The sequence below is a fragment of the Flavobacterium sp. SH_e genome (assembly GCF_025717045.1).
Lineage (GTDB): Bacteria > Bacteroidota > Bacteroidia > Flavobacteriales > Flavobacteriaceae > Flavobacterium.
Map to the genome: position 1 here is coordinate 365664 of NZ_JAOVZN010000006.1, position 18290 is coordinate 383953.

Below are 18290 nucleotides of genomic sequence, written 5' to 3' on the forward strand. Positions count from 1 at the left end.
TTAAATTTCGACCAATAAGTAATTATCTAATTATCCAATTGCCACATTCTCTAATTAATCTTACTTTTGTAATCATGATAAAATGGATAACAAAACTGTTTTCATCAATACCAAAAGAAGAGAACATAGAAGACAATATGAAGAAATATTTAATCGTAGGATTAGGAAACATCGGCGCTGAATACGTAAACACACGACACAATATCGGATTTAAAGTATTAGATTTTTTAGTCAAAAAAGAAGGGCTTTCGTTCGAAACTGTAAAATTAGGTTCGATGGCTGAATACAAATTTAAAGGAAGAACCTTTTTTCTTTTAAAGCCAAACACTTACATGAATTTAAGCGGTAAAGCGGTAAAGTATTGGATGGATAAGGAAAACATTCCATTAGAGAATATTTTGGTCATTACAGACGATTTAAACCTGTCATTCGGAACCATTAGAATCAAACCAAAAGGAAGCGATGGAGGTCACAACGGACTTAAAAACATAAATCTAGTTCTAAATACTCAAAATTATACCCGTTACAGATTTGGTATCAGCGATCAATTTAAAAAAGGGCAGCAGGTAGATTATGTTTTAGGTGAATGGAATGCCGAAGAAGAAGCAAAACTTCAAGAACGTTTAGAGGTTTCTTCAGAAATTATCAAAACTTTTGGAACAGCAGGTTTAGAAAATACAATGACCACTTTTAATGGAAAATAAAGATTTTCAGATGTTTATGTGATAAAAATGTAAATTATCAGTTAATTAAATTCAATTATAACGAAATAGTATTTTCAATTCCAAAGTTAAATGTCTAAATTTGGAATAAATTATTATAAACCATAAAAATCATTTTACCATGGCTTTTGAATTACCACAATTACCTTATGCATACGATGCATTAGAACCACATATTGATGCACGTACAATGGAAATTCACCATACTAAGCATCACAATGCATATACTACAAATCTTAATGCAGCAATTGCAGGAACAGATTTAGAAGGAAAAACAATCGAAAATATCTTAATCAATTTAGATAAATCAAACGCAGCAGTTCGTAACAATGGTGGAGGTTTTTACAACCACAATTTATTCTGGACTGTAATGTCTCCAAACGGTGGAGGATTGCCGACAGGTGATTTATTGGCTGCAATTGAGGCTTCTTTCGGAACTTTCGAAGAATTTAAAGCAAAATTTGCTAAAGCTGGAGCTACACAATTCGGTTCAGGATGGGCTTGGTTAGTTGTTCAAAAAGGCGGAAAATTAGAAGTTGTAGGAACTCCAAATCAAGACAATCCATTAATGCCAGAAGTTGCTGGTCATGGTGGAACTCCAATCTTAGGAATGGATGTTTGGGAGCACGCTTACTACTTAAACTACCAAAACAGAAGACCTGATTATATTGAGGCTTTCTTCAGTGTAATTAACTGGACAGAAGTTGCTAGAAGATTTGCTTTAGACAAGTAAGAGAATAGAGTAAAGAATAAAGAAAAAAGACGAGCCTAAAGATGCTCGTCTTTTTTTATATATTTACTTCATCTATCTTCTATAATCTATTATCTTTTCTCTAAAAAAAGAAAATAAAAAAGGTGGAATCTCTTCCACCTTTTTTGCCCCAAATCTACCATAAACTTAACCTACTAATGTTATGGTTCAGTAAAGGTATGGCAGATGTATTTTAAAAAGAAACTTATCAGATTAAAAGCAAGTATATCCGATTAAAGACTTATAATCATTGCTTTAGCGAAAATTCTCTTCCTTTTATTTTCTAAAAAAAGAGAAATAAAAAAGGCGGAATCTCTTCCGCCTTTTTTGCCCCAAATCTACCATAAACTTAACCTACTAATGTTATGGTCTAGTAAAGATATTACAGATATTTTTTAGAAAGAAACTTATCAGACGAAAAGCAAGTATATCCGATTAAAGGATTGTGGTTCATTTATTTAGAAAATAATCATGTATTTGTTTTCTTATCCTATTCTCTGAAAGGGACAAAATAAAAAAGGTAGAATCTCTTCTACCTTTTTTGCCCCAAATCTACCATAAATTTACCTACTAATGTTATGGAGCAGTAAATGTATAATAGATATTTATTTAAAGAAAAAAATTCAGATGAAAGGTAAGTATATCCGATTAAGAGAAATATAATTGCTTGTCTTAGAAATGTTTGAGAATATTCCTAAATAAAAAAGGTGGTATTTCTACCACCCTTTTTGCCCCAAATCTACCATAAACTTAACCTACTAATGTTATGGTATCTCAAAAGTATCATAGCTTTTCAATTTCACCAAAGAAATAGGATGAACGGCAAAAAAAACCGATGAAATGCACAATTTAACCTTTTGTTAGTATTTTATTAATACGCTCTGGCGTCTTTTCCTTCGTAAAAATTCATAAAAGCACGATTTACAACTCGATTTCCACCTGGGGTAGGATAGTCTCCTGTAAAGTACCAGTCGCCTAGATTTTTAGGACATGCTTTATGTAAATCGTCTACAGTTTGGAAGATGATTTTTACTTCGGCATTTATTTCTGGTGAGCTTAACATTTCTGCAATCTTATCTGAGATTTCTTCGTTAGTAAATTGATCATATATTGCTGTAACATAATTGATCACATCTTTATCTTCGAAATTCTCTTGTGCTTTACATTTTGCATATACTTCATCTACAATATGGTAAAGGTTTCTTTCTTTTAATAAAGCAAGTGCTGCTCTAAAAGCAACTAAACCTTCTAGCTTTGCCATATCAATTCCGTAACAATCTGGGTAACGAATTTGAGGTGCAGATGAAACGATTACAATGCGTTTTGGTTTTAAACGATCCATCATTTTAATGATGCTCATTTTTAATGTAGTACCACGAACAATACTGTCGTCAATAATTACCAAGTTATCTTCAGGTTTAATTACACCATAAGTAACATCGTAAACGTGAGCTACCAAATCATCACGACTGCTGTCTTCAGTAATAAAGGTTCTAAGTTTAGCATCTTTAATGGCAACTTTTTCTGTGCGTATTTTTACAGCTAAAAGTTCCTGAAGCGTTTCAGCAGTTAATGTATTTCGGTTTTCTAAAATATAATTGTTTTTTCTCTGATTTAAGAAATCTTGAGCTGCTTCTACTAAACCATAGAATGAAGTTTCAGCAGTATTAGGAATATAAGAGAAAACAGTATTGTCTGTATCGCTGTCAATTGCTTTAAGAACGGCAGGTAAAATTAATTTTCCTAAATCTTTACGTTCTTGGTAAATTTCGGCGTCACTTCCTCTTGAGAAATAAATTCTTTCAAACGAACAAGCTTTTTTGATTGTTGGTTCCAAGATTTGTTTCATCGAAACATTTCCGTTCTTTTTGATAATCAAAGCATTTCCTGGATCAATTTCTTGAACACTTTCAAAAGGAACATTAAATACAGTTTGGATAACTGGTCTTTCAGAAGCTACAACTACTACTTCGTCATCTTGGTAAAAGTAAGCTGGACGAATTCCTGCTGGATCTCTAAAAACAAATGCATCACCATGACCTAATAAACCTGCCATAGCATAACCTCCGTCTAAGTTTTTAGCCGAACGAGCTAATATTTTAGCAATATCCAAACGTTCTGCAATCACTGGAGAAGCTTCTCTTTTAGAATAACCTTCAGCTTTACAGTCTTGGTACAATTGCATTACTTCCTTATCTAAGAAGTGGCCAATTTTTTCCATCACAGTAACGGTATCTGCCATTTCTTTTGGATGCTGACCAAGTTCAACTAGATTTTCGAAAAGCTCTTTAACATTCGTCATATTAAAGTTTCCTGCCAAAATCAAGTTACGGTGCATCCAGTTACTTTGACGTAAAAATGGGTGAACACTTTCGATGCTGTTTTTTCCAAAAGTTCCGTAACGAACGTGACCTAAAAACAATTCGCCTACATAAGGAATATTTGCTTTTAGTTCTTTCATGTTGTCTCCCAATTCAGGATGTGCTTTTAACTCCTCGCTGATACGTTCGTTGATTTGTTTGAAAACATCTTGTATTGGTTGTGCGTGGTTCGAACGAACTCTGCTGATGTAGCGTTGTCCAGGATCAACATCCAATTTAATGCTTGCAAAACCAGCTCCGTCTTGACCGCGGTTGTGCTGTTTTTCCATCATTAAATACATTTTCTGAATTCCGTAAAAAGCAGTTCCGTATTTTTCTTTATAATATTCAAGCGGTTTTAGTAGTCTAACTAAGGCTATACCACATTCGTGTTTTAAAGCGTCGCTCATTGTTTTTTGTTATTTGTGTGTTGTTGTAAGTTGTGTGTATTAACGTAATAAAAAAAAGCCCCGTTTTATCCGAGGCTCTTAGGCATTATATTTCTATGTCAAACTGAGTTAACGACTTAAATTGCTGTAATCGAATCGCTACTTCTGCTTTGCTTAATGTTTCCATCCTTTCAGTTCCAAATTTCTCTACGCAGAACGAAGCTAAATTTGAACCGTAAATAATTGCATTCTTCATATTTCCAAACGAAATGTTTTCGCTTTGCGCAATAAATCCAGAGAAACCACCTGCAAAAGTGTCTCCAGCTCCTGTTGGATCGAAAACATCTTCTAATGGTAAAGCTGGTGCAAAGAATACTTCTCTATTATGGAATAAAAGTGCTCCGTGTTCTCCTTTTTTGATCACCACATATTTTGGTCCCAATTCTTGGATTTTAGCAGCAGCTTTTACTAATGAATATTCACCTGATAATTGTCTTGCTTCTTCGTCATTGATTGTAATAACATCTACACGTTTAATAACGTCTAATAATTCAGGAAGAGCACAGTCCATCCAAAAGTTCATAGTGTCTAAAACTACTAATTTTGGTTTTTTCTCCATTTGGTCTAAAACACTGCTTTGTACTAATGGATGTAAGTTTCCTAACATTACAACATCAGCATCTTTGAAGTTTTGAGGAACTTTTGGCTGAAAATCAGCTAAAACGTTCAATTCAGTAACTAAAGTGTCTCTAGAATTTAGGTCGTTGTGGTATAAACCGCTCCAGAAAAAGGTTTTTCCGCCTTTTACAATTTCGATACCAGAGATATCAATATTTTTTGAAGTCAATAAATCTAAATGTTCTTGAGGAAAATCGTCGCCAACTACAGAAACAATGGCCGATTGCAAGTTAAAAAATGAAGCTGATAATCCGATGTAGGTTGCAGCACCACCTAGTATTTTATCTGTTTTTCCGAAAGGAGTTTCAATCGCGTCGAAAGCAACTGTTCCAACAATCAATAGTTTATTCATTTTATGAATTTCGAATTAGGGTGCAAAGATACTTCATAAGTTACAATCTTGCAACGGTTTAGAGTCTCAAAATTTTCTTAAAAAAAAGGCAACGATTTCGGAGTAAAAATCCTGTAAATGAATGGGTTAAAATTGATTTTTTGCAGTGTTTATAATAGGTTTTTTGAATTTAAGATGCAACTTTTTTGAAAATAATTGCGAATAATTTACAGCTAATACTTTTATTAAGTTTTTTAAATGAAGATGATTTTCTTTTCGGATTAAAAACATGAAGAATTCTTTATGCATGATTCTTTAATTTGCCTTTACATTTTTAATCCAATTGATAGCATCTTTCATAGGTTCGTCAGATTTTGAAAATGCTGTATTATGACCCAAATTTGGAAACAATTTATATTCATAATGTTTTCCTGTAGATTTTAATTTGTCTAGATATTCGATGGACAGTTTCGCAGGAACTTGAATATCCTTACCTCCAAAAATCCAGAATCCTGGGATTGACAATTTAGAAAGAATATCGTTAGGGTTTGTATCGATGAATTCATATTTGTCTGGATCATTGAATACATGTTTTCTAGCCTCTTCTTCGGAGTGTGTATCCCAGAATTGTTGATTTCCATTTGTATAAAACTGGAATCTCAATTGTTCTTTAACCGTGATAAGAGCTCCGCTAAATATTGTCATAAATTTAACTTTCTTATTTTTCTCTGCAGCCAATGGAATTATCCATCCAGCTTGGCTACCACCTATTAAACCGATTGGTATTTTATTATTTGATAAATATTTAGATAAAGTATTTACGGCGGCACTCGCATCTAAAGACAAAAGATTTAGGTTGGCGAAATCAACATTGTTCGTTCCTACTTCAGGTCCTGCATACACGCCGCCTGATTCTCCGACTCCTCGTTTGTCATAAGTTAAAACTGCAATTCCATTGTTGGCTAGAGTTGTAGCAAAGTCTATCATTCTTTTTTCTTGTCCAGATCCATGAACAATCACAACAGCAGCTTGAATGTTACTAGGCGTAAAAACAGTTCCGGCGAGAGAAATTCCTTCGCTAACAAATTTTATTTCTTTAGTAGTAAAATTTGATGGAATTGCTGATGCATAATTAGTAACAAACAACAATAACACTAAGAGCGAATATAAGGCCGTTTTATTTTTCATTTTAAAATTTATAATTGATACTTCTTGTCAAAATAATTCTTCAAAACGCCAACCTGAACCAAAATCATAATTGGCAAAATCAAAATCGCATAGAATATATTTTTAGAAAAATGAATTCCTGAAAATGATTTTGAGATTTTATCAGAATATAATTTTCCAACTTGTTCGATTTCAATATTGCTTTCAGAAACTGAAAAAAGCGAAACATAAATCACCAATAAAGCCAAAGCGATTCCAATTGAAATCCAGATTGGCTTAGAAATTAAAGGCTTGTAAGCTTTCAGTTTTTTCTCTTCTAAAATTTGAACATTCGCCATAATTTTAGAAGTAAAATCTATTGATGGTGACTGCAGTTTTTCTTCAGCCATCATTTTCTCAATAAGTTGTTCTATATTTTTATCGCTCTCTCTCATAACATTCTATTATTTCTGGTTCTAACTGCTGTCTCAAAATTACGGCTAATTTCTGTCGGCTTCTAAATAATTTTACTTTCGCATTATTGGCCGAAATATTCATGATTTTTCCAATTTCTTCCAAATTCTGATCGTCAAAATAAAATAAGGTTAAAAGGAAGTTTTCATCACTAGGTAATAAATTTAAACATTTTTGAATGGTTTGCTTTCGTTCTTTTTCTTCTAAAGCGCTCAAAGCATTGTCCATGGTTTTGATTAAATGAGAAGAAAAATCATCAATAGAAATATTCAAATCGTCTTTTTTATTTTTCTTTAAACGATCCAGACAAGTATTGTAGGCGATTTTATAAATCCATGTCGAAAATTTAGATTCTCCTTTAAATTTGGTCAGCGAATTATAAATCTTTATAAAAGTGTCTTGTGCAACTTCTTCAGCTTCTTCCCGGTTCTTAACCATTTTTAGAGCCAAAGTAAAGATCATGTCTTTATAACGATCAACAAGAACAGCAAAAGCATTTGCTTCGCCTTGCATTATTTTATCGATATAATATTGATCATTTAATGTACTCATATTATATAGGACGACAGATTACTAATTTAGGTTACAAAAAAATTGAAAATATATTCCAAGAAACAAATCCCAAATTCCAATCCAATTAACTATCAGAGTTAAAATTCAAATTATACATATTATATAATAGTATAAGTTTTGTCAAAGTTTCAACTTTTATAAAGTTTTTTAAAGTTAAAATTAGTTGATTATCAGACAGTTTTTGGGTTTTTGATTTGTTTTTTGAAAAATTTTCGAAAATGTTGTAACCTCATTTTAAAAAACCTCGTCATATGGGATATATCAATCAATTAAAAACGTAAATTATCATGGACGACAAAATTTTAATCCCAATTAGCTTTTTCTTAATGATCTTCGGAATTGTTTACCTTATTTATTCAACAAGAAACAGAGAGCGTCTGGCTCTTATAGAAAAAGGAGTAGATGCAAGTATTTTTATTCAAGGAAAAGGAAACGGAGTTCCCGCTTGGAAAGTCTTTGTAGTAAATCTAGCATTCTTATTAATAGGAAGCGGTGTAGGTATATTTGTTGCTTTATTAATTACAACTTATACTTCGTTGAATGACGGAGCAGTTTATCCTTCAATTATTTTCATCATGGCAGGAATCGGACTTTTGACTGGATTTAAAACAGCGAAAGATCTAGACAAAGAATAATCAGTAAGAATTTAAGTTAGTACAAAAAACGCATCAAGTAATTGATGCGTTTTTTTATTCTTTAGAGCCGATTTTTTCGTAATATTCGTCAACCGAAAGTTTGGGTTGCATAGATGCCATCACGGCCAATTGATCGCAACGTTCATTTTGCGGATGATTGTTATGTCCTTTTATCCATTTAAAATCGACTTGATGTTTTCGGTAAGCAATTAAAAAACGTTTCCATAAATCCGGATTTTTTCTTCCAACAAACTTCTTTTTTTCCCAGCCTAAAATCCATTTTTTTTCAACAGAATCTACGACGTATTTAGAATCTGAAATCACCAGAACTTTCATGTTTTCTTTTTTTAGTTTTTCAAGACCAACAATAACAGCCAAAAGTTCCATCCTATTATTAGTAGTAAGACGAAAGCCTTCGTAGAATTCTTTTTTATGTGGAGTTCCAACCAATTCCATTACCACGCCGTAACCGCCATTGCCGGGATTTCCTTTTGCCGCGCCATCTGTATATATATGTACTTCGTGATTCATTTAATTTTAGATTTTAGATTTTAGATTGATCTAAAATTGATTTTGTAATTGTAATTGATTTTTGAATTTATTCTCCTAATAATCTATGAATAATCTCTGGAAAATGTTTTTGTTCCAATTCATGAATCTTCTCAGCAACCGTTTCTGGTGTGTCTTCATCTGTAAGCGCAACATTTGCTTGGAAAATAATTCCGCCTTCATCATAATGTTCATTAACATAATGAATTGAGATTCCAGTTTCTTTTTCCTTATTATTCACTATCGCTCTGTGTATATGCATTCCGTACATTCCTTTTCCGCCATAATTAGGTAAAAGAGCCGGATGTATGTTTATTATTTTGTTTGGATATTGTTCGATGATGCTTTCGGGAAACTTCAATAAAAAGCCAGCCAAAACTATCAAATCCGGGTCGATTTCTTGTACTTTTTGTAGTACGTTTCTTTCTAAAAGTTCGGTTTTTGAGAAGATTTCGACGGGAATTTGATGATTTTTTGCTCTTTCAATCACTTTTGCCGAAGCATTATTTGTAAAGACCGAAACGACCTTTGCAATTTCAGTTTTTTCGAAATATTTTATAATGTTTTCTGCGTTAGTACCTGATCCTGAGGCAAAAACAATAATTTTTTTCATAATGAAATTATTTTTTAGACTGCAAAAAACGGAATAAAAATCGAAAATAAATAGCTTTAAAAGACCTTTCTTGAAATTAATTTTATAAATTAGTGTCACATTTATAAACTAAATAGTTGTTTTAAAATAAAGTTTTTTATTTTTGCCAACAAATTAAATTCTAAAATTAAAGATTATGTCAGACATTGCATCAAGAGTAAAAGCGATTATCGTAGACAAATTAGGTGTTGACGAAAACGAAGTTGTAACAGAAGCAAGCTTCACTAATGATTTAGGAGCTGACTCATTAGACACTGTTGAGCTTATTATGGAATTCGAAAAAGAATTTGATATTCAAATTCCAGACGATCAAGCAGAAAACATTGCTACTGTTGGTCAAGCTATTTCTTATATCGAGGAAGCTAAAAAATAATAATACCACACCCGATTTTTAAAAATCCCAATTTTAAAAATTCCAAACTCCAAGATTTTGGAATTTGTTTTTTTGGAAATTTGAAAATTTTTAAAAGTCGGGTGTTATTATTTTTTTGAAATTTAAATTTCGATTGATTTTCAATCAATAAAGATATATTTATATTGTAATTCCCATGGCTCTTAAGTAACAATAAGTTAAGAAAGCGTGGGTTTTATTTGTTTAAAGTACAAAACACATATTTATGGCATTAAGGCGAGTTGTTGTAACAGGATTAGGTGCACTTACTCCTATTGGAAACAATATTCAGGAATATTGGAATGCACTTGTGAATGGGGTTAGCGGAGCCGCTCCGATCACATATTATGATACCGAAAAGCACAAAACGAAATTTGCCTGCGAAGTAAAAAACTTCAATATTGAAGATTACATGGATCGCAAGGAATCTCGTAGATTAGATAAGTTTGCACAATATGCAGTTGCTGCCAGTGATGAAGCTATTAAAGATGCTGGAATTACAAATGATAACGTAAACAAACAAAGAGTTGGTGTTATCTGGGGAGCAGGAATTGGAGGTTTAGAGACTTTCCAAGAAGAAGTATTGTATTATGCAAAAGGAGACGGAACTCCAAAGTTCAATCCTTTCTTTATTCCTAAAATGATTGCTGATATCGCTCCTGCGCATATTTCTATGCGTAATGGCTATATGGGACCAAATTATACTACGGTTTCTGCTTGTGCATCTTCTGCAAATGCATTAATCGATGCTTTCAACTACATTCGTTTAGGAATGTGTGATGTTATTGTTTCTGGTGGTTCTGAGGCTGCTGTAACAATTGCTGGTATGGGAGGATTTAGTTCAATGCACGCATTATCTACAAGAAATGAAAGCCCAGAAACAGCATCAAGACCTTTCGACGCGACTAGAGATGGTTTCGTTTTAGGGGAAGGAGCGGGAGCTTTAGTTCTTGAAGATTACGAACATGCGAAAGCTAGAGGAGCAAAAATCTACTGCGAAGTTGGTGGTGGAGGTATGTCTTCTGACGCTTATCATTTAACAGCACCACATCCTGAAGGAATTGGAGTTATTGCTGTAATGGAAAATACATTGAGAGATGCTGGAATGACGCCTGATCAAGTTGATCATATCAATACTCACGGAACTTCTACTCCATTAGGAGACGTTGCTGAATTAAAAGCAATTAGCAAAGTTTTTGGAGATCATGCTAAAAACATCAATATCAACTCTACAAAATCAATGACAGGACACTTATTGGGTGCGGCTGGAGCTATTGAAGCAATTGCTTCGATCTTGGCAATGCAACACGGAATTGTTCCTCCAACGATTAACCATACAGTTGTTGACGAAAATATTGATCCATCTTTGAACCTTACTTTAAACAAACCTCAAAAAAGAGAGGTAAATGTTGCAATGAGTAATACATTTGGTTTTGGTGGACACAATGCTTGTGTATTGTTTAAAAAACTAGCTGATTAATTTTCTGTATATGAATATTATCAAAAAAATATTTTCTAAATCCCGTTCTCTAGAAGACGGGATTTTTTTTGACACTATTCAGAAAATTCTTGGTTTTCCGCCTACAAATGTTGATTTTTATAGGAGAGCATTCACACATCGCTCTTCAAATAAATTAGATCAGAATGGACATCCTATTAATTATGAGCGTTTAGAATTTTTAGGAGATGCCATGTTAAGTGCTGTTATTGCGGCACATTTATTTAATAAAGCTCCAAATGGTGACGAAGGTTACTTGACTAAAATGCGTTCAAAAATTGTGAGTCGTGAACATTTGAACGAATTAGGTAAAGATTTAAATTTAGTACAGTTTGTAGAAAGTAAAGTGCCAATTCAGCACTTTGGAGAAAACATTCATGGTAATATTTTTGAATCTTTAATAGGTGCTATTTATTTAGATAAAGGCTATTCTTTTTGCGAAAGATTTATTCAAAAACGAGTAGTTACTCCTTATGTCGACATTGCTCGATTAGAAGGAAAAGTTATAAGTTATAAAAGCCTTGTGATCGAATGGTGTCAGAAAGAAAAAAGAGTTTTTCATTATGACATTTTCGAAGATAATGGAATAGACGGTCAGCGTTTATTTGGTGTCAAGCTTAGTATTGATGATAAAGTCGTTGCGAGAGCGAGAGCAACTTCAAAAAAGAAAGCAGAAGAAAAAGCATCGCAGAGAGCTTATTTTGCTTTTCAAGAAAAAATTGACAAGAAATAGCTGCAAAAATGTTGTAACTATCACAATGCTATAACGTTTTCGTTTATAATTTAACAAAACAACCATGTCATAACTGTTGACGCTCCGTTTAGAAATAGTATATTTACAACTTGATTTTTCAAGGGATGGCTATTCATAGATTGGATTTAGACGAATTTGACGAAGTTGATTATTATTTAATGGCAATTCATACTTCATTAGAAGATTATAGACTGGCCTATTTTATTAATAAAACCCTTCCGATAAACTTAAGTAAGAGCAAAAACGAGATCCATGCTCAAACTAAGGAAGGTGAAGCAAATTTTTCTAGATTCTATTACTATGATGAAGAAAAAGCTGTTTCCTGGAATTTAATTCAGAATAAAAATGAAATCATTTCTGTGAGTACAAATGATTTTCAGAATTTGTTTTCTAATGAAACAAGTGAGGTTTCGACAACAATTCATTTACTTCCTGAATTTAAAAAAGTCGATTTTTTCCTGAAAATTGATAATAGCGAAGAGGCGCTTAATTTTTCAGAAATTCAACAAAAACTAAACACAATAGAAAGTATTGCGGCTATTTATGCTGTGGATACAGATAAGATAAAATCAAAAAACAATCTAATTTTTTAAAAAAAATGCTAACAAACAAGAAAACCAAAATTGTTGCTACACTTGGGCCCGCTTGTAGTACAAGAGAGATCATTAAAGATATGATCGATGCAGGGGTTAATGTGTTTAGAATCAATTTTTCGCATGCAGATTACGAAGGAGTAAAGGAAAAAATTAACATTATTAGAGGCCTAAATGAAGAGTTTGGTTACACTACAGCAATCTTAGGAGATTTGCAAGGACCTAAACTTAGAGTTGGTGTAATGGAAGAAGGAACTGTTGTAAACGACGGAGATGAAATCACTTTTACAACTGCTGAAGATATTCTTGGAACATCTAAAAGAGTGTTCATGAAATATCAAAATTTCCCTAATGATGTTAACCCAGGAGAGCGTATCTTGCTTGATGATGGTAAACTTATTTTTGAAATTGTTTCTACAGATAAAAAAACAGAGGTTGTTGCTAAAGTTATTCAAGGTGGAGAATTAAAATCTAAAAAAGGAGTTAATCTTCCAAACACAAAAATTTCTTTACCAGCTTTAACAGAAAAAGATATTGCTGATGCGATTTTTGCAATCGAGCAAAAAGTAGACTGGATCGCACTTTCATTCGTGAAAACGCCACGCGATTTACAAGATTTACAAGAATTAATCGCTAAGCATTCAGAATACAAAATTCCTATCATTGCTAAAATTGAAATGCCAGAAGCTCTTGAGAATATGGACAAAATTGTTGCATATTGTGATGGTTTAATGGTTGCTCGTGGAGACCTTGGTGTTGAGCTTCCAGCTCACGAAGTTCCATTAGTTCAAAAAGATTTGATCCGTAGAGCTAAAACTGCTAGAATTCCTGTTATCGTTGCTACACAAATGATGGAAACAATGATTACAAGTTTAACTCCAACAAGAGCAGAGGTAAACGACGTTGCTAACTCAGTAATGGATGGTGCAGATGCTGTAATGTTGTCTGGAGAAACTGCTACAGGAAATTATCCAGTGCAAGTAATCCAAAGAATGGCTCAAATTTGTGAGGCTGTAGAGGATTCACCACTTATCCAAGTTCCTCAAAACACTCCACAAATTAAAACAAACCGTTTTGTAACTAAAACAGTTTGCCACCAAGCAGCTTTATTAGCTAATGAAATCGAAGCTAAAGCTATTTGTACTTTAACAAACAGTGGTTATACAGCTTTCCAAATTTCAGCTTGGAGACCTTCAACTTCTCATATTTTAGTATTTACTTCAAACAAAAGAATTTTAACACAATTGAATTTATTATGGGGAGTTAAATCTTTCTATTATGATAATGAAGAAAGTACAGATGATACTGTAACAGATGTAAATAAAATTGCTGTTGAAAAAGGATATGCACAAACAGGAGATTATTTGATTAATCTTGCTGCAATGCCAATTAAAGAAAAAGGAATGGTTAACACGATGAGAGTTTCTCAAATCGACTAGCAATCTTCTTTATCTAAATACATAAAGCCACTTTTTAAGTGGCTTTTTTTTGTTTTATCCCGTCCTAAAATAAGTTGAGACTAAATCGACTTATTTTTAAGACGAGACGTTTTTTTTTAAAATCTAAATTTATTCTCCCTTAATTTGACATTTCGTCTTGTAGAGGATATTTCGCTAGTTAATTTTCTGATAATATGGTAAAATTTTGATTGAAAAAGATGATATTTTTGTTTCATTTGACTAATTTTTTCAAAAATAGTTACCCCAAAAAATCTTTTCAGCCATTATTTCCTCTTTTTTCTTCCTTCTTAATATAAAATTGTAACTGCTTAATTTTCTGATGTTTTCATGTGTTTCATTTTATAAAATGAAACATTTTGGTGCAAATTCTCAAATTTTGTTGTTTCATTTTATAAAATGAAACAAGCTCTTGCCTTATAAATACAATTGTTCGCTCTTTTATTAGTTAATTTTGAGAGACTTAAGAAAAAGTTAAAAATATTTTGTTTCAGATTTTAAAATAAAATGAATTTGAAACACATCAAAAAGATGCAACCTCCACTTAAGAGTTTTTTGAAAGCTTGCAATGTTTCCATTTATTTTTTTGGATTTTCAAACTCATATAAATAGCGAGAATTTACTAACGAATTTTTTTATCATGAAACAAATCAAATTAAAATGCGGAGTTACAAATACCTTTAGGGTATTAGCGTTACTGTTTTTTTCTGGAGTTTCTGTTACAGCTCAAAACAAAAAACCAAACATTTTGGTCCTTTGGGGTGATGATATTGGAACAACTAATATAAGTGCCTACAGCGATGGACTTATGGGATATACTACACCCAATATTGATCGTTTAGCTAATGAAGGGTTAAGATTTTTACATTATTATGGTGAACAAAGCTGTACTGCAGGGCGTGCCGCTTTTTTAACAGGACAACATGGTCTTCGTACAGGTCTTACAAAAGTGGGTTATCCTGGGGCACCAATGGGAATGAGTCAGTTAGACCCTTCAATTGGAGGAATTATGAAAAGTCTTGGTTATGCAACGGGCCAGTTTGGTAAAAACCACGTTGGAGATCGTAATGAAAACTTGCCAACGGTGAATGGATTTGATGAGTTTTTTGGAAACCTGTATCACTTAAATGCAGAAGAAGAGCCAGAATTGCCAGATTATCCAAAAGATCCTGAATATATAAAAAGATTTGGCCCTAGAGGAGTTTTAAAATGTACCGCAACAAATGTGGATGATGCTACTACAGATCCTCGTTTTGGAAAAGTCGGAAAACAAAAAATCGAAGATACTGGAGCACTTACTAAAAAAAGAATGGAAACTATCGACGATGAAACTTCTGCGGCAGCTATTGATTATATCAAAAGACAAAATGCTGCTGGAAAACCATTTTTCTGCTGGTTCAATGCTACTCGTATGCACTTGCGAACACATGTAAGAGCAGAACATAGAGGAAGATATACTCATGGAGACAGCGAATACATTGACGGTATGATCGAACACGATGAAACTATTGGAAGCATCTTAAAAGCATTAGACGACTTAGGAATTGCTGACAATACGATTGTTATTTATTCGACAGATAATGGTCCTCACATGAACACATGGCCAGATGGAGCAATGACTCCATTCCGTTCTGAGAAAAATACAAATTGGGAGGGAGCTTTCCGCGTACCTTGTATTGTTCGTTGGCCAGGACATATTAAACCAGGAACTGTAACTACTGAATTAATGAGTCATAATGACTGGATTCCAACTTTGGCCTCTATTGCAGGAGAACCAGATATTGTAAATAAACTGTTAAAAGGCTACAATGCAAATGGTAAAACTTATAAAGTGCATTTGGATGGTTATGACCAAAGCAAATTTTTAGAAGGTAAAACACCAAAAAGTGCCAGAGATAAATTCTTTTATACAGATGACGACGGACTTTTAGTTGGTTTGAGAGAAGGAGATTATAAATATGTTTTTGCAGAACAACGTCTTGCTGGTACAATGGGAGTTTGGGCAGAACCGTTTACCAAACTGCGTTTACAAAAAATCTTTAATCTTTATCAAGATCCTTTCGAAAGAGCCGATTTTACATCAAATACTTATTGGGATTGGGTAATGAATCACGTACCGGCAGTTTATGGAGCTCTTTATGATGTCGGAGTATTTGCAGAAACATTTAAAGAATATCCGCCAAGATCAATTCCGCCAAGCTTCTCTGCTTATACAATTATGGAAGAAGCAATGAGAGATATTAAGGCGCAAAAATATATAGAGAAAAACGTTCTTCCTAAATTAAAAGAAGACGAAGAGGCAGCTTCAAAAAAGAAAAAATAAATCATGGATAATTACAGGAAACAGGACTTTTTACGTCCTGTTTCTTTCACTTAATAGTATTTGTTATGCATAAAAAGATAATACTAATTCCGATGCTTCTTCTTTTATTTGTTTCGTGTAAAAAATCAGAAGAAAGCACAGATGCTAAATCAAAAGAAGGTGCAGCAACCGCTGCAACTAGTGATCCATTGCCAAGCTGGAATGATGGGGCTCTAAAAAGTGATATTATTGCCTATGTTGAAAAAGTAACAAAAAAAGGAAGCCCAGATTTTATTCCAGAAGAATATAGAATTGCCACTTTTGACAATGACGGAACTTTATGGGCAGAAAAACCATATGTTCAAGAACTTTTTGCTTTTTATAGAGTAAAAAAAATGGTAGAAGCTAAACCAGAATTAGCACAAAAACAGCCTTTTAAGGCAGTAATTGAAAAAGATAAAACATTCTTTGAAAAAGGAGGCGACAAAGCCCTTATAGAACTTGTTGCTGCAACCCATACCGGAATGAACGAAGATGAATTTGAAACTTCAGTTAATGATTTTTTTAAAAGTGCACAGTATCCGGGTAAAAATGTTCCGGTAAAGCAAATACGCTATCAGCCACAATTAGAACTGCTGAATTATCTCCGTGCCAACGGATTTAAAACCTATATCGTAACTGGAGGAACAATAGAAGTTGTAAGGGGAATATCTCAAGAGTTTTATGGAATTCCGAAAGATCAGGTTGTGGGCACTTCTTTCAAATATAAATATGATGGGACTAAAAATGTTGTACAACGTGAAGCGGCTCTAGATCATTTTAATGATAAAGAAGGAAAACCTGTTGGCATTCAATTACATATTGGGCAGCGACCTGTTTTTGCCTGCGGTAACGAGGGCGGAGCTGGAGATATCCCAATGTTGCAATATTCTCAAGGTAATAAGTATCCATCGTTTCAATTACTGGTAAATCATAATGATTCAATAAGAGAGTATAAATATCAAGAAAAGGATAATGCTTCTCTAAATGCTGCTGCTAAAAACAAATGGCATGTTGTTGATATGCAAAAAGACTGGAAAAAAGTTTTTTCCGATAATTAGATTGAGTTAGTTAGAATTAAAGTGAAACAACTTTATTGTTTAGTTGTTTCATTTTGATTTTAAAAAGAGCATTTATAAATTTTAAAATGGAAAAAACTATGAGGTCTCATAAAGTTATCAGATCACTTTTATTTGCATTCTGTTTGATCTTAAATTTTAATTCTTATGCTCAGGAAGAAGAGCAGAAAGCAGGAAACAGTGCACAGGAGCTCGCTGATAAAATGGCAAATCCTGTAGCAAGTTTAATTAGTGTGCCTCTGCAAAATAATCTTACTTATGGAATTGGTCCTTATAACGGGATAAAATATCAGATCAATATACAGCCTGTTGTTCCTTTTAAGCTGAGTGAAAATTTAAACTTAATTACACGTTATATTCTTCCAGTTGTAGATCAGCAGGATGTTACAGGAGAAAATACACATGAGTTTGGTTTAAGTGATGCAACGGTAACGGCATTTTTTGCCCCTAAAACAAAAGGAATTATTTTAGGTGTCGGCCCTGCTTTTTTAGTGCCAACGGCTACAGAAAAATTGTTAGGAACAGAAAAATTTGGAATTGGACCGAGCGTTTTAGTAATGCATCAGGGAAAGGGACTTTCGATAGGTTTTTTAGCCAATCAAATCTGGTCTGTTGCAGGAAATGCAGATAGAACAGATTTCAATCAGTTTTACACACAGATATTTTTAACGCATAGTTATAAAAGCGGTGCAAGTTTAGGGATCACTTCAGAAATTACTCAAAACTGGCAAGGAAATACAACCCTAATTACCGTGAGTCCAAATGTAGGGGCAATTACAAAATTGGGAGGTCAGACCATGCAATTTGCTGTTATGCCTTTAATTCCGGTTGTAGGTCATTCAAACATAAGACCGGATTGGGGATTAAGAGCGGTGGTAGCGTTTATATTCCCACAATAATAAATGAATTTTAATGTG

Annotated in this window: 18 protein-coding genes; 11 read left to right on the forward strand and 7 right to left on the reverse strand. The window is 33.2% G+C overall.

From position 1 onward, the window contains the following. Positions 1-74: 74 nt before the first annotated feature. Positions 75-704: an aminoacyl-tRNA hydrolase gene (gene pth / locus OD917_RS12490; RefSeq protein ID WP_263523832.1), complete on the forward strand. Its 630-nt coding sequence runs from the start codon at positions 75-77 to the stop codon at positions 702-704. Between the two features lie 139 nt (positions 705-843). After that, positions 844-1455, forward strand: coding sequence for a superoxide dismutase (locus OD917_RS12495; protein ID WP_111286430.1), 612 nt, complete (start codon positions 844-846; stop codon positions 1453-1455). Between the two features lie 889 nt (positions 1456-2344). On the opposite strand, the gene OD917_RS12500 is transcribed toward OD917_RS12495, so the two are convergent. From OD917_RS12500 to OD917_RS12520, 5 genes are all read right to left on the reverse strand, one after another. After that, complete coding sequence (locus OD917_RS12500; protein ID WP_263523833.1) at positions 2345-4243, reverse strand: amidophosphoribosyltransferase; 1899 nt, start codon at positions 4241-4243, stop codon at positions 2345-2347. Between the two features lie 85 nt (positions 4244-4328). After that, the gene (locus tag OD917_RS12505; protein ID WP_111286424.1) at positions 4329-5252 is read right to left on the reverse strand and encodes a PfkB family carbohydrate kinase; all 924 of its coding nucleotides are present in this window, start codon (positions 5250-5252) and stop codon (positions 4329-4331) included. A gap of 294 nt (positions 5253-5546) precedes the next feature. Beyond that, positions 5547-6419 carry an alpha/beta hydrolase family protein gene (locus OD917_RS12510; RefSeq protein ID WP_263523834.1) on the reverse strand — a complete coding sequence of 291 codons (873 nt, stop codon included), beginning with the start codon at positions 6417-6419 and terminating at the stop codon, positions 5547-5549. An 8-nt stretch (positions 6420-6427) separates the two neighbouring features. Further along, entirely contained in the window at positions 6428-6832 is a 405-nt protein-coding gene (locus OD917_RS12515; RefSeq protein ID WP_263523835.1) for a hypothetical protein, read from the reverse strand. Next, positions 6816-7403: an RNA polymerase sigma factor gene (locus OD917_RS12520; protein WP_263523836.1), complete on the reverse strand. Its 588-nt coding sequence runs from the start codon at positions 7401-7403 to the stop codon at positions 6816-6818. The genes OD917_RS12515 and OD917_RS12520 overlap by 17 nt, the downstream gene beginning before the upstream one ends. Positions 7404-7711: 308 nt before the next feature. Here OD917_RS12520 and OD917_RS12525 point away from each other — a divergent pair, with 308 nt between their 5' ends. Beyond that, positions 7712-8059, forward strand: coding sequence for a DUF6249 domain-containing protein (locus OD917_RS12525; protein ID WP_263523837.1), 348 nt, complete (start codon positions 7712-7714; stop codon positions 8057-8059). Positions 8060-8113: 54 nt separating this feature from the next. Here OD917_RS12525 and rnhA read toward each other — a convergent pair whose 3' ends face one another. Further along, positions 8114-8590, reverse strand: coding sequence for a ribonuclease HI (gene rnhA, locus OD917_RS12530; protein WP_263523838.1), 477 nt, complete (start codon positions 8588-8590; stop codon positions 8114-8116). Positions 8591-8657: 67 nt separating this feature from the next. Beyond that, complete coding sequence (purN, locus tag OD917_RS12535) at positions 8658-9221, reverse strand: phosphoribosylglycinamide formyltransferase (protein ID WP_263523839.1); 564 nt, start codon at positions 9219-9221, stop codon at positions 8658-8660. A gap of 175 nt (positions 9222-9396) precedes the next feature. On the opposite strand from purN, the gene OD917_RS12540 reads away from it, so the two are divergent. From OD917_RS12540 to OD917_RS12575, 8 genes are all read left to right on the forward strand, one after another. Then, complete coding sequence (locus OD917_RS12540) at positions 9397-9633, forward strand: acyl carrier protein (protein ID WP_007137004.1); 237 nt, start codon at positions 9397-9399, stop codon at positions 9631-9633. Between the two features lie 244 nt (positions 9634-9877). Continuing rightward, a complete protein-coding gene (gene fabF / locus OD917_RS12545; RefSeq protein WP_263523840.1) occupies positions 9878-11131 on the forward strand; it encodes a beta-ketoacyl-ACP synthase II in 1254 nt (417 codons plus the stop codon). 10 nt (positions 11132-11141) lie between these two features. After that, on the forward strand, positions 11142-11882 hold the full coding sequence (rnc, locus tag OD917_RS12550) for a ribonuclease III (protein ID WP_263523841.1): 741 nt from the start codon (positions 11142-11144) through the stop codon (positions 11880-11882). Between the two features lie 125 nt (positions 11883-12007). Next, positions 12008-12496 carry an IPExxxVDY family protein gene (locus tag OD917_RS12555; RefSeq protein ID WP_111286408.1) on the forward strand — a complete coding sequence of 163 codons (489 nt, stop codon included), beginning with the start codon at positions 12008-12010 and terminating at the stop codon, positions 12494-12496. Positions 12497-12501: 5 nt separating this feature from the next. Then, the gene (gene pyk / locus OD917_RS12560; protein WP_263523842.1) at positions 12502-13935 is read left to right on the forward strand and encodes a pyruvate kinase; all 1434 of its coding nucleotides are present in this window, start codon (positions 12502-12504) and stop codon (positions 13933-13935) included. A 658-nt stretch (positions 13936-14593) separates the two neighbouring features. Then, positions 14594-16276, forward strand: a complete 1683-nt coding sequence (locus OD917_RS12565; protein ID WP_263523843.1) for an arylsulfatase — start codon at positions 14594-14596, stop codon at positions 16274-16276. Between the two features lie 65 nt (positions 16277-16341). Further along, positions 16342-17355 carry an HAD family hydrolase gene (locus tag OD917_RS12570; protein ID WP_263523844.1) on the forward strand — a complete coding sequence of 338 codons (1014 nt, stop codon included), beginning with the start codon at positions 16342-16344 and terminating at the stop codon, positions 17353-17355. A gap of 98 nt (positions 17356-17453) precedes the next feature. Beyond that, positions 17454-18272, forward strand: a complete 819-nt coding sequence (locus tag OD917_RS12575) for a hypothetical protein (protein ID WP_263523845.1) — start codon at positions 17454-17456, stop codon at positions 18270-18272. The last annotated feature ends 18 nt before the right edge of the window (positions 18273-18290 follow it).